This window comes from Mesonia maritima (assembly GCF_042433895.1).
In the GTDB taxonomy this organism is placed as follows: Bacteria; Bacteroidota; Bacteroidia; order Flavobacteriales; family Flavobacteriaceae; genus Mesonia; species Mesonia maritima.
This window is the reverse complement of record NZ_JBHLUA010000012.1, coordinates 460360-472332: the sequence shown is the minus strand read 5'-3', so window position 1 is coordinate 472332 and position 11973 is coordinate 460360. Positions and strand designations below refer to the sequence as shown.

General features: G+C 32.2%; 10 protein-coding genes. 9 read left to right on the top strand and 1 reads right to left on the bottom strand.

Annotated elements, in window-relative coordinates; all coding sequences use genetic code 11:
- The first annotated feature begins 8 nt into the window (after positions 1–8).
- Together ACFFGL_RS08985 and ACFFGL_RS08980 are read left to right on the top strand one after the other, a co-directional pair.
- The gene (locus ACFFGL_RS08985; RefSeq protein ID WP_309726784.1) at positions 9–1562 is read left to right on the top strand and encodes a lytic transglycosylase domain-containing protein; all 1554 of its coding nucleotides are present in this window, start codon (positions 9–11) and stop codon (positions 1560–1562) included.
- A gap of 21 nt (positions 1563–1583) precedes the next feature.
- Positions 1584–2558 carry a DUF4837 family protein gene (locus tag ACFFGL_RS08980; protein ID WP_309726786.1) on the top strand — a complete coding sequence of 325 codons (975 nt, stop codon included), beginning with the start codon at positions 1584–1586 and terminating at the stop codon, positions 2556–2558.
- A gap of 79 nt (positions 2559–2637) precedes the next feature.
- On the opposite strand, the gene ACFFGL_RS08975 is transcribed toward ACFFGL_RS08980, so the two are convergent.
- Positions 2638–2835, bottom strand: a complete 198-nt coding sequence (locus tag ACFFGL_RS08975) for a twin-arginine translocase TatA/TatE family subunit (RefSeq protein ID WP_309726788.1) — start codon at positions 2833–2835, stop codon at positions 2638–2640.
- Positions 2836–2952: 117 nt separating this feature from the next.
- On the opposite strand from ACFFGL_RS08975, the gene ACFFGL_RS08970 reads away from it, so the two are divergent.
- From ACFFGL_RS08970 to ACFFGL_RS08940, 7 genes are all read left to right on the top strand, one after another.
- The gene (locus ACFFGL_RS08970) at positions 2953–3831 is read left to right on the top strand and encodes a M23 family metallopeptidase (RefSeq protein WP_309726790.1); all 879 of its coding nucleotides are present in this window, start codon (positions 2953–2955) and stop codon (positions 3829–3831) included.
- A 6-nt stretch (positions 3832–3837) separates the two neighbouring features.
- A complete protein-coding gene (locus ACFFGL_RS08965) occupies positions 3838–5328 on the top strand; it encodes a GH3 auxin-responsive promoter family protein (protein ID WP_309726792.1) in 1491 nt (496 codons plus the stop codon).
- Positions 5329–5340: 12 nt separating this feature from the next.
- Positions 5341–7020 (top strand): DUF6909 family protein, encoded by a 1680-nt coding sequence (locus ACFFGL_RS08960; RefSeq protein ID WP_309726794.1) that lies wholly within the window; start codon positions 5341–5343, stop codon positions 7018–7020.
- Positions 7017–8000 (top strand): hypothetical protein, encoded by a 984-nt coding sequence (locus ACFFGL_RS08955; protein ID WP_309726796.1) that lies wholly within the window; start codon positions 7017–7019, stop codon positions 7998–8000. The genes ACFFGL_RS08960 and ACFFGL_RS08955 overlap by 4 nt, the downstream gene beginning before the upstream one ends.
- 199 nt (positions 8001–8199) lie before the next feature.
- Positions 8200–8958, top strand: a complete 759-nt coding sequence (gene cysQ / locus ACFFGL_RS08950; RefSeq protein WP_309726798.1) for a 3'(2'),5'-bisphosphate nucleotidase CysQ — start codon at positions 8200–8202, stop codon at positions 8956–8958.
- 75 nt (positions 8959–9033) lie between these two features.
- Complete coding sequence (locus ACFFGL_RS08945; RefSeq protein WP_309726799.1) at positions 9034–10578, top strand: D-glucuronyl C5-epimerase family protein; 1545 nt, start codon at positions 9034–9036, stop codon at positions 10576–10578.
- Positions 10579–10638: 60 nt separating this feature from the next.
- Positions 10639–11955 carry a flippase gene (locus ACFFGL_RS08940; protein WP_309726800.1) on the top strand — a complete coding sequence of 439 codons (1317 nt, stop codon included), beginning with the start codon at positions 10639–10641 and terminating at the stop codon, positions 11953–11955.
- Positions 11956–11973: the final 18 nt, after the last annotated feature.

The window sequence follows — 11973 nt, the reverse complement described above, 5'->3', positions numbered from 1 at the left end:
CAACGTTTATGAAGAAACTCTTTTTCCTACTTTTAACTTTATGTTCAACCTTTGCGGGAATGGCCCAGAAATCTTTGGAGCAAACCCAAAAAAAGGATTCCATTAATAAGTTTTTAAGTGAAGCGAAACCAGATTTTAAATCCATAAATCCGGCTCCCAAACTTGTAGATGATTCGCTTGCGATTGAATTTATGGATTATCAACACGCTGCAAAAATCGATTCACTTTGGAAAAAAGAACTTCTTAATTCAGACTTGTATACCAAAATGCAGGAAGCTTTGGTTAATGCTGCTTTAAGTGATTCCGTAATTAAAAAAGAGGTTTCTACCGATACCCTAAAAGCGCGTTTGCAAAGAATGAACGCAAAAACGCCATTTAATATTGAGTATAATTCTTCCTTAGAAAGCGTTATTAATTATTATTTAAAGCGTAATCGGGAATCGATGGAACGTTTATTGGCATTGAGCTATTATTATTTCCCAATGTTTGAACAAAAGTTAGATCAGTACGACATTCCTTTGGAAATGAAATATTTAGCGATTGTGGAATCAGCGTTAAATCCGCGTGCTAAATCTCGAGTCGGCGCTACCGGATTATGGCAATTTATGTTTTCAACAGGAAAAATGCATGGTTTAGATGTAAGTAGTTATGTAGATGAACGTATGGATCCTGTTTTAGCCACCGAAGCCGCGTGTAAATATCTTTCAAATTTATATGGAATGTTTAACGATTGGGATTTGGCGTTAGCTTCCTACAATTCGGGTCCTGGAAATGTTTCAAAAGCAATTCGTAGAAGTGGCGGAAATACAGATTATTGGGAATTAAGACGTTATTTACCTCGTGAAACTGCGGGTTATGTTCCGGCGTTTATCGCCACAATGTATATTTTTGAATATGCCGATGAGCACGGTTTTAAACCTTATAAACCTGAAGTAACCTATTACGAAACCGATACTATTCATATAAAACAACTTTTAAAATTTGAACAGATTTCAAAAGTTACCGGCGTAGATGAAGAACTTATTTCTTTTCTGAACCCAAGCTATAAATTAAATATTATTCCTTATTTAAAAGACGAATCCTATTATGTAAGATTGCCTTTAAAAGCAACAGGTTTATTTGTGGCTAACGAAGCTGAAATTTATGGTTACGCGACGAAAAAATTAGAAGAAGAAAAAGAAAGTTTACCGCGTTATGTTGAAGCCGATGCAAAAATTAGATATCGCGTAAGAAGAGGCGATTATTTAGGAAGAATTGCCGAGCGATATGGCGTTGGCGTAAGTAAAATTAGACATTGGAATAATTTAAGAAGCAATAATATTCGCGTTGGGCAATATTTAACCATTTACCCTAGAAAACCGGCTAGTCAAGTTTCCATAACTTCTTCAGAAAAAAGTGAGAAAAAGCCGAACGAAGAATATTATGTAGTTCGAAAAGGAGATTCATTGTGGAGCATTTCTAAAAAATTCCCCGGAATTACCGTTCAGAATATTCAAAAATGGAATGATATTAGCGGTAATGCTTTAAAACCGGGTATGAAACTCAAACTTTCAAAAAGTTAATAGAATTTCCGAAACTATATTATGAAAAAAATCATCGCACTTTTAGCTGTTGTAGCTTTATTTTCAGCCTGTAAAGACTCAAAAAAAGATCAGGTTATTTTAACTACTTCTTCAGGGAGGTTAAACCATCTTTCTGTAATTTTAGATAATGATCTTTGGCAAGGAGAAATTGGCGAAGAACTTAGAGAAAAACTCGCGGCACCGGTAGAGGGTTTGCCGCAACAGGAACCTTTATTTACCATTAGTCACATTCCAACGAGCGCTTTTGATGGATTTGTACGAAATAACAGAACTTTTTTAAAAGTTCAAAAACGCCAAGAACCCTCTTTTAAAATCGTAAGAGATTCTTTTGCACGACCACAAACCGGGATTTTTATTTCAGGTCCTTCAACAGAGTCAATTATAAATATCATTGAAGAAAAAAAGCCGAAAATTATAAATGCTTTAAAAAATACTGAATTAAGAGAACAACAACGCCGCATTTCAAAATCCTTAAAAAACGATAAATTTTTAGAAGAAAAAATGGGAGTTTCGTTGAAGTTTCCCACGGCTTATCGTTATGCGAAAAAAGATGACGATTTTTTCTGGATCCGAAAAGATATTCCCAACGGGAGTATGGAAATTTTGGTTTATGAAGTTCCATTTAGTATGATAGAAAGTGACACCAATACCATTGGCAACATTATTAAAATGCGCGATTCTATTGGTAAAGCAAGAGTTCCAGGTCCCACAGAAGGAACGTATTTAAGAACAGAAGAAGCTTATGCACCTTATTTATTTGAATCTAAAATCGATGGAAAATTTGCTTACGAAACCAAAGGAACTTGGGAAGTAAAAGACGCATTTATGGCTGGACCTTTTATTAATTACGCGGTGAAAGACGAAAAAAATAATCGGTATGTGGTTTTAGAAGGTTTTGTTTTTAAACCTTCAGCAACAAAAAGAGATCATATGTTCGAGCTGGAATCGATTTTAAAATCTGCTAAAATTAATTAGCTAAAAGATTATAGAAAATAAAAAAACCCGAACAGAAATGTTCGGGTTTTACTATTTTTAAAAGCAATCAAAAAATAAATTATTGCTTATTTTCTTCAACTTTTTTATCGGTCTGTGGTTCTTCATCTTCTTTAGAAGCATCTTTAAACTCTTTAATTCCGCTCCCTAATCCTTTCATTAATTCTGGAATCTTTTTTCCTCCAAATAATAAAAGAACAACAATTGCAATGATTACCCATTGCCACATGCCGATCACTAAAAAAATACCTAATGACATAACTTTCTTTTTTGTGTAAAACAAATTTAGTAATTAATATCTAAAGTTTGCGTTAACATGCTAATAAATCGAAAACAATAATAGATTATCCTATATTTGTAGCGTAAGTAGGTTATTATGGCAGAAAAGCAAAAAGATAAAAAACGCTTAGCAAAAAAGCTCTTGCATAAGTACAGATTAGTTATTTTAAATGAAGACACCTTTGAAGAGCGTTTCGCATTTAAATTAACGCGTTTAAATGTTTTTGTAACCGTTGGTTTATCGGTAATTGTATTAATCGCGCTTACAACTTTATTAATTGCGTTTACACCTTTACGGGAATATATTCCAGGTTATGCTTCCACCGCTTTACGTGAAAGAGCTACAAGTTTGGTGTATAAAACAGATTCGCTTCAGCAAGTTATTCAGCGCAAAAACGATTATTTTAATTCCATTAGAAAAGTTTTAAGTGGCGATATTGCTGCCACAGAGATTGAAGATCCCGATTCGTTAGAGTATTCTGAAAATAATGAGAGTTTACCTTCATCGGTAAATTTAAATCCTTCGAAAGCCGATTCAATTTTGCGGGAAAAAGTTGATCAAGAAGATAAATATAATGTTTTTGATGTCGCGGTTTCTCGGTTAGATTTTAAATTATTTTCGCCGCTTAAAGGTGAAATTTCCGAACCTTATAATGTGGAAGAAAAGCATTTTGCGGTAGATATTGTAACCGCTGAAAACACGCCGGTAAAAGCCACAGCAGATGGAACGGTAATTTTTGCTGAATGGACTTCAGAAACAGGTTATGTTATCATTTTAGAACACAGTTACGGTTTAATTTCGGTGTATAAACATAATGCGTCACTTACCAAAGAACAAGGCGAATTGGTAAAAGCAGGCGAAGTAATTGCGATGGTTGGCTCAACCGGAGAATATACGACCGGTCCGCATCTTCATTTTGAATTATGGAGCGATGGTTATCCGGTAAATCCTACAGAATTTTTAGAGTTTGAATAAGTAAGTATGTCGGTAAAATCTATTTCAGCTAAATTGTTCGCTAAAATCGTAAATGCTCAGATTCAAAAATGGGCTAAAAATCCGGTGGAAGCACAAGAAAAAGTTTTAAAAAATCTTATTGAAACTGCAAAAAATACGCAATTTGGGAAAGATCATAATTTTCAGCAAATTAAAAACGCACAAGATTTTTTAAAAAATATTCCTGTTAGAGATTATGAAGATTTAAAACCTTATATCGACCAAGTAGTGGAAGGAAAAGAAAATATTCTCTGGCCGGGAAAACCATTATATTTTGCTAAAACCTCAGGAACTACAAGCGGTGCGAAATATATTCCGCTTACAAAAGAATCGATGCCAAGTCATATTAATGGTGCGCGAAATGCAATTTTAAGTTACATCGCCGAAACCGGGAAAGCAGATTTTGTAGATGGAAAAATGATTTTCCTACAAGGAAGTCCGGAGATGAAAACCACTAATGGTATAAAAACAGGAAGACTTTCGGGAATTGTTGCGCACTATGTTCCGTCGTATCTTCAGAAAAATAGATTACCAAGTTGGGAAACCAATAAAATAGAAGATTGGGAAGAAAAAGTTGACGCAATTATTGAAGAAACTTTGCCGGAAAATATGACGGTTATTAGCGGAATTCCGTCTTGGGTGCAAATGTATTTTGAACGCATACAAGAGAAAACCGATAAAAAAATAGGTGAGGTTTTCCCCAATTTTAATCTCTTTATCTATGGTGGCGTTAATTTTGAACCTTACCGAAATAAATTTGAAGAATTAATAGGAAGAAAAATCCCGAGTATAGAATTATTTCCAGCTTCAGAAGGCTTTTTTGCTTTTCAAGATTCTCAATATGAAAAAGGAATGTTGTTGCGTTTAAACGCGGGAATCTTTTATGAATTTATAAAAGCCGACGATTTTTTTGAAGAAAACCCCAGAAGATTCACGATTGGCGAAGTAGAAAAAAGTATAAATTACGTGATGATTATTTCTACAAATGCAGGTTTATGGGGTTATAATGTTGGCGATACCGTTATGTTTACCTCGCTAAAACCTTATCGTGTAATCGTTTCCGGTAGAATAAAACATTTTACTTCAGCCTTTGGAGAACACGTAATTGCTAAAGAAGTAGAGCACGCTATGCAAGAAGTTTCCATAGCTTTAAACATTCAAATAAACGAATTTACAGTTGCTCCGCAAACAAATCCGCAGCAAGGTTTACCATATCACGAATGGTTTATAGAATTTGAAAAAACCCCCGAAAATTTAAATACCTTTGCAGAACAATTAGATCTTGCTATGCAGAATCAAAATAGCTATTATGAAGATTTAATTGAAGGAAATATTTTACGGAGATTGGTTATAAATCCTATCCCAAAAGGAGGATTTAAAAACTATATGAAATCGATAGGGAAATTGGGCGGTCAAAATAAATTACCAAGACTTTCTAATGATCGTAAAATAGCTTCGGCTCTTGAAAAATTAAAATAGGCGAGTTGACGTATGAACAATTTTAAAAATCAAGGAAGAAATAGAGCGCAAGAAAGTTCTAATGCAATCGAGCGGTTGTACATTACGATGCGTCATTTATTTAACCGTGGTTTTTATAAACCGATGGGCGTTTCCGGGGAAACTTTACGCGAAGCCTTACTTATTTTACGTCCCGAAATTTATGGAACCGTAGCTGATGAAAAAGTTGAATTACACGGTCTTCTTTATGTAATCGACCGTTTACCCATCGGAATCGAAGAATGCAGATTTATAAATTTAACCAGTGACGAAGGTTACGGAAATTCACATTTTAAACCCATCGTTCCGCCAAAGCGAAGAAGAAATTGCTACCGAATAGATGAGGAGCAAATGAATATTGAAATTACCCGCGGAAGATCTGAAATTTACGATATTCTCACGCACTTAACGTTCTTATTTATTGAATCGCACAAAATAATGCGTCGCGTAATTATTGACGAAGAAGGTAATGTGACACGCGATTGGCAAAAACTGGAAGCTGCTGTTGTCAAAAAAGAATTAACCCAAGCTGAACGTGAAATTGCATTAACACATACTGCAAATATTTTAGGAAGAACCTTTCAAGAAGTTTCAAGCGTATATCCGCTTTTCAGCAGACCGAATAACAACGAACGTTTTTTACAACTTATTTATCATTTAGGTCGATTAGCGATCGATGAAGCAATTCAAAACAATAAAAGAATCGTCACGTTTAGTCCGGTTTTAAGAGAACGACTCGGTCATCATATTCATGGAGAAATTTGGGCCGATAAGATTAAACAAACCTTAGCAGAAAAAGGACTTTTAAATCGGAAAATTCATATTATTAGCGCAAACATGCATAGTGTTATGAACACGCTTTACGCGCCTTTAGCCTTAAAAACTGAATTGAAAAAGAAATCAATTCATACCATTTACGAAGAATTAAGTGACAGCGCCAACGGAAATTTACGCATGAAAGTTCAGAAAAAAGCGCTAGATTCAGGAATGACGTATTTGGAAGATCATAGCGGAACGAATATAAACGTTCAGATTTTTGATACTGCTAAGTTAAATCATACTGAAGAAAGATTTCAAGTTGAAGAGGAAACCGCTCCGGTTTTGGTAGTGATGGATTATGCATTTGGAGAACAAGCCTACGAAACGATGGATGAGCTTTTAAAACCCTATGAAACGCTAGAAAAGAAAGTTCATTTAGAAGTTGATTCGATTTCTATTATGGGAAAAGCCGGAATTTTAGAAGGAAAAAAAGGCGATATTATGATCCCAAATGCCCATTTATTTGAAGGAACTGCCGATAATTATCCGTTTAAAAACAAATTGAAGAAAAAACACCTTTCCGGTCATGGAATTCAAGTGTATGATGGCGCGATGATTACGGTTTTAGGAACTTCGCTTCAGAATAAAGATATTTTACGCTTTTTTCATGATTCCACTTGGAATGTAATCGGCTTAGAAATGGAAGGTGCACATTATCAGAAAGCCATTCAAGCAGCCTCTAAATTACGCGGAAATATAAAACCGAAAGTAAAAGTAAGATATGCGTATTATGCAAGTGATAATCCTTTAGAAACAGGAAGTACATTAGCCTCAGGCGGTTTAGGAACAGCAGGTGTAAAACCCACCTATTTAATTACAGAGAAAATTTTAGAACAAATATTCACAAAAGAATGAGTACAAGAAATAACGGAGCTAACCACAGCGAAGAAGTTGATTTATATAGCTTGATTAACTTAATAAAAAGAGCTTTTGAAAAGATTGGGTTAATCTTTTTAAGATTTTTGAACTTTCTGATTAGAAATATAATAGTTATTGCATTACTTATTATTATTGGTTTAGCGCTCGCTTATTTTACAAAAGGAGAGAAAGGACGGCTTTATCAAACTGAAATAATAGTTGCTACAAATTTCGATGGAAGCGTATATTTAAAAAAATCGTTAGATGAAGCACGTTTTAAATTATTTTCAAGAAATGAAGAGTTTTTAAATAAAACAGCACTTTCAGAAGATATCGACAAAATTGCTTCCCTAAAAGTTGAACCGATTTATCGTATGAATGAATACACCAATGAACAGTACAATTTCATGCGGTATTTTGAGGAAACAAAATTTTTAGATGATGAAGAAAAGGCAGAAGCTTTTAAAAATAATACCACTCGATATAAGGTTACTTTAGTTCATTATCTTCCACTAGATTCTTCTAATGTTTTAGAAAAAATAATAGGTTATGTTAGAGATAATAGCTTTTATACACAATTATACGATGAATATCATCAAGATGTGGAAATGATGTTGCATAGCAATATTTATATGATGAAGCAATTAGATAGTTTGGTGGCTAATTATTCTAAAGGCATGACCCTTAAGAAAAGTAGAGGACAGAATACTGACTATTTTAATTCTGAAAATTTTATAGACCTTGGAGTCGTGTTGGAATCTCGACAACTTATTCAACGTGATATAAAAAACCTTAGGGAAGAGAAAATTGCTTCAAGTGAATTTCTTAGAATAATAGATAAAGGTGGTGTTTCAAACTACTCAGGTCGAAACATTTTTACTAACCCTATGATTTTATACCCAATATTATTAGTTAGCGGTTATTTTATTTTATTATTACTTTTTATAGCGGTAAATAAAGCTAGAAAATTAGATTAACCTTTAGAAAAATTACAGAAACTTTAGGATATAAAATTTTAGACTAGAAGTAAAGTTTAGTAGAATTGTAGACTTACTTATCTAATTTTAAAGTAAGAATCAATTTCTATATATCTAAGTTCAATTGTGTCCCTCAGCAATTCATAATATAGAAGGATGAAACAAAATAATAAAATCATCAAAAAAACACACTATTGCTATGGATTTAAATGAATATTTACCCTTAATGATTGACGCTAGTAGAGATGCCGGTATCGAAATTATGGAAGTTTATAATTCCGAAAATTTCGATGTAGAACAAAAGAATGATCATTCGCCTTTAACTAGAGCTGATAAATTAGCAAACGAAGCTATTTTAGAAAAACTTAGAGAAACAGATTTCCCTGTTCTTTCAGAAGAAGGCAAACAAGTAAGTTATGAAGAACGAAAAAAATGGGAATATTTTTGGATGATCGATCCACTTGACGGTACAAAAGAATTTATTAAACAAAATGATGAATTCACCGTAAACATTGCTCTTATACATAAAAACGAACCTATTTTAGGAGTGGTTTACGCTCCGGCGCTCGATAAATTATATTACGGTGGAAAAGGAATAGGCGCGTTTAAATCTGAAAATATGGATCCTCAGGTAGAGTTAAAACTTATAAAACACGAAAAAGGTCCTACAAAAATAGTAGCTTCAAGATCACATTTAAATAAAGAAACTGAAGAGTTTATAGCGAAATATAAAAATGCTGAAACCTTGTCAATGGGAAGTTCATTAAAGTTTATGCTTCTTGCCGATAGTGATGCAGATATTTACCCAAGATTTTCCCCAACTATGGAGTGGGATACCGCTGCGGCACACGCAATTCTTAGAGGGTTAGATTTAGACGTGATAGATATAGAAAACGATAGACCCTTACGTTATAATAAAGAAAATCTTTTAAACCCTAATTTTTTGGTAGAGAGGTAATTTATTGAGAATGATAAAAAATAATATTAAAAACTCCTATTGTTAGGGTTTTTTTTAATTTTGTAAAAACTTCTCATGAAATACCTACTAAACTTTTGCTTTGTTCTATTAGTATTTACTGCTTGTAATCAGAACGAAAATTCAGAATCTAAAAAGAAATCAATTAGTACCAATCAAGTAGTTTCAGATAATAAAAAAAAGAAACGCGAAAATGTAATCAATGATGATTTTGAAAACACATTTGCTCCAAATCAATTAAAATTAAATGGTGAAACTATAGATTTTAAAAAGGATTTAGAATTTAAGCAATTTAATAATAATACATCTACTTTTTATATTGGAACTAATATAGCATCAGACAAAGATTTACAATTAGATGAAAATGGCGTTTCTAGGCAAAATGGGGAGTATCACCCAACACACATTGCCAAAGTTGCACTTAAAGCAATTAATCATTTTAAATTAACAAAATCCACAAGATCTTTAAAAATTTTTAATGATCAAGTAAGGTGGGCTCTAAATAATTTTCATGAAAATGAATATTACGGTTTTTGGTCATTCTCATTTGATATACCTTTATATAAACTAGAAAAAGGTTGGGTATCTGTTTTTAGTCAGGGGTTAATGCTGAATGTTTTATTGGAAGCTTATAAAAATGATGCAAAACCCATTTATTTAGAGAAAATTCAAAAAGCACTAAAAGCTTATCTTGTCCCAATTGAAAATGGAGGGTTTTATAGAGAATGGAAAAAAGGTGAAGCTTGGTATGAAGAATATAACACTAAAAATCCATCGCGTGTTTTAAATGGTACTATTTATGGCCTAGAAGGTGTTTATAATGTTTATCAGGAATTTAAAATTCCTCTCGCAAAAGAAATCTTAGAAGCTTGCACTAAAACATTAGCTAATCATATCAAAGATTATAATGCAGTTTATACTTCTAGATATAGTTTAGCTGATTGGAAAAATGAATTATCACAAGAACATTATCATGAAGGACATGTTATACAATTATTGTGGCTTTACAAAATCACTGAAAATTCAATTTTTAAAGATTATGCAAAAAAATTTTTTGAAAATGACAGATATAATTTTTTAACAAATACAATTTACAAAACTAGTTCAAAATTAAAATCAATTTCAGCTTCTTTCTGTATAGATTGCGAAAAATTTGGGACAGATAATTTAGTAAATGATATATGGGCTTATGGTAATTATTGGAGTTCGCATAAAAAAGCAGATTTAACGATTGAGTTTGATGAAAAAAAAGAAGCCTTTAGCGGTCTAACTCTTTACCATGCTTCTGAGCAAAGCACAAAGGTGAATTTTACTCTTTATCAATTTAATTCTGAAAAAAACTCGTGGGACTATGTACAGAATTTTGACGTAAAAAATTTGAAAGATAATATTAGCGGTTATAATAAAACTGGAAAGTATGAAACCTTTATAAAACATTATAAAATTTTTGAACCTATAAACTCCCAAAAAATTAAAATAACTTTTGAGGCGAATAATAAAAATATAATTGCCTTGAGGAATATTAATTTTGTTTATAATAGAGATAAAGAATTTGGGAATATCTTAAAACAAGTTGAAAAAAGATTTAATAAAAGATATTAAAACCTATTTTAAGCTAAAATAAATGTATTATTGGTAATAAACATTTAAGTTTAACCTACGTTGAAAAAAAGAATTGCTAAACTCATAAAAAATCCAGATTCTGAAAAGAAGGATATTCTAAAAAAAGGAACTTCTTATCTTTTCTTTAAAGGAGGCGGAATGCTTGGCGGTTATTTATTTACCTATCTTATAGCTCAAAAATATGGCGCTTCGGTAAATGGACTTGTAATGCTGAGCTTTTCCATTTTTGTATTTGCAAGTATGGTAAGTAGGCTTGGTGCCGATGTTAATTTAGTGAAATTTTATGCAGATGAAGATAACTGGAAAGAAAATCCAGGTATATTCTATAAGGTTTTACTTAAAACTATTTTATTTTCCGGCTTATTATCTTTCATAATATATTTATTCAAAGATATTTTTGTAATATCTATATTTAAAAAACCAAGACTGGATCCTTACTTAACTTGGATTATTTTAACCATTCCTTTTTGGGTTATCGTTTCACTGTGTGCAAATACACTTCGGGCCAAAGGATTAAACAATTGGTATGCATTTCTTAGTAATACAGGGCGGTTTTTATTCGCTTCAATACTTTTAGTTCTCTTTAGCTATTTTTCTTTTGACTTTCTAAATGCATTAAAAGCTCATTTTTACGGAATATTATTTTTGGCCATATTGGGTTTAGCAGTCGTTATTTATAACTTTAAAAATGTTTCTGTACGATCTAAAACAAATTCTTGGCATTTTCTTAAAGAATCTTTCCCTATGATGCTATCTTCTACTATAATAGTTTTACTTGGGTGGATGGATACTTTTATACTAGGAATTTATGAAACGGATGACGCGGTTGGGGTTTACGGAGTAGCGTTAAAAATAGCCGCAATTACCAGTTTTTCCTTAGAAGCTTTAAATTCGGTTTTGGCACCAAAAATTTCAAATTTGTATAAAAAAGGTGATAAAGCTTCTTACAAGAAACTAATTCGGTTTTCAACAAACTTGAATTTTATTATCACTATTCTTATTGTCGGAATAATTATAGTTTTCAACAAATGGTTACTAGGTATTTTTGGCGATGAATTTAAAACAGGAACCACCGCACTTGTAATTCTATCGATAATTTATATTGTTAATAGTGCTTCAGGTTCTGTTGGTATTGTGATGCAAATGACAGGTTACCAAAAACAGTATAGAAATATTGCATTTATAGCATTAATGATAAATCTTTTGCTGAATTTTAGTTTGATCCCCATTTATGGAATTAGTGGAGCTGCAATAGCTTCGGTCATAAGCCTTTCCTTTTTAAATATTACGGGAGCTGTTTTTTTAAAAAAGAAAGAAAACTTAGTTACTTATTTTAATCCATTAAATAATAATTAAAGGATTTTATAATTTGAA

Bases quoted from the DNA above. Each gene is read 5' to 3' on its own strand.
- ACFFGL_RS08985 (WP_309726784.1), top strand. From the start codon at position 9: ATGAAGAAACTCTTTTTCCTACTTTTAACTTTATGTTCAACCTTTGCG.
- ACFFGL_RS08980 (WP_309726786.1), top strand. From the start codon at position 1,584: ATGAAAAAAATCATCGCACTTTTAGCTGTTGTAGCTTTATTTTCAGCC.
- ACFFGL_RS08975 (WP_309726788.1), bottom strand. From the start codon at position 2,835: ATGTCATTAGGTATTTTTTTAGTGATCGGCATGTGGCAATGGGTAATC.
- ACFFGL_RS08970 (WP_309726790.1), top strand. From the start codon at position 2,953: ATGGCAGAAAAGCAAAAAGATAAAAAACGCTTAGCAAAAAAGCTCTTG.
- ACFFGL_RS08965 (WP_309726792.1), top strand. From the start codon at position 3,838: ATGTCGGTAAAATCTATTTCAGCTAAATTGTTCGCTAAAATCGTAAAT.
- ACFFGL_RS08960 (WP_309726794.1), top strand. From the start codon at position 5,341: ATGAACAATTTTAAAAATCAAGGAAGAAATAGAGCGCAAGAAAGTTCT.
- ACFFGL_RS08955 (WP_309726796.1), top strand. From the start codon at position 7,017: ATGAGTACAAGAAATAACGGAGCTAACCACAGCGAAGAAGTTGATTTA.
- cysQ (WP_309726798.1), top strand. From the start codon at position 8,200: ATGGATTTAAATGAATATTTACCCTTAATGATTGACGCTAGTAGAGAT.
- ACFFGL_RS08945 (WP_309726799.1), top strand. From the start codon at position 9,034: ATGAAATACCTACTAAACTTTTGCTTTGTTCTATTAGTATTTACTGCT.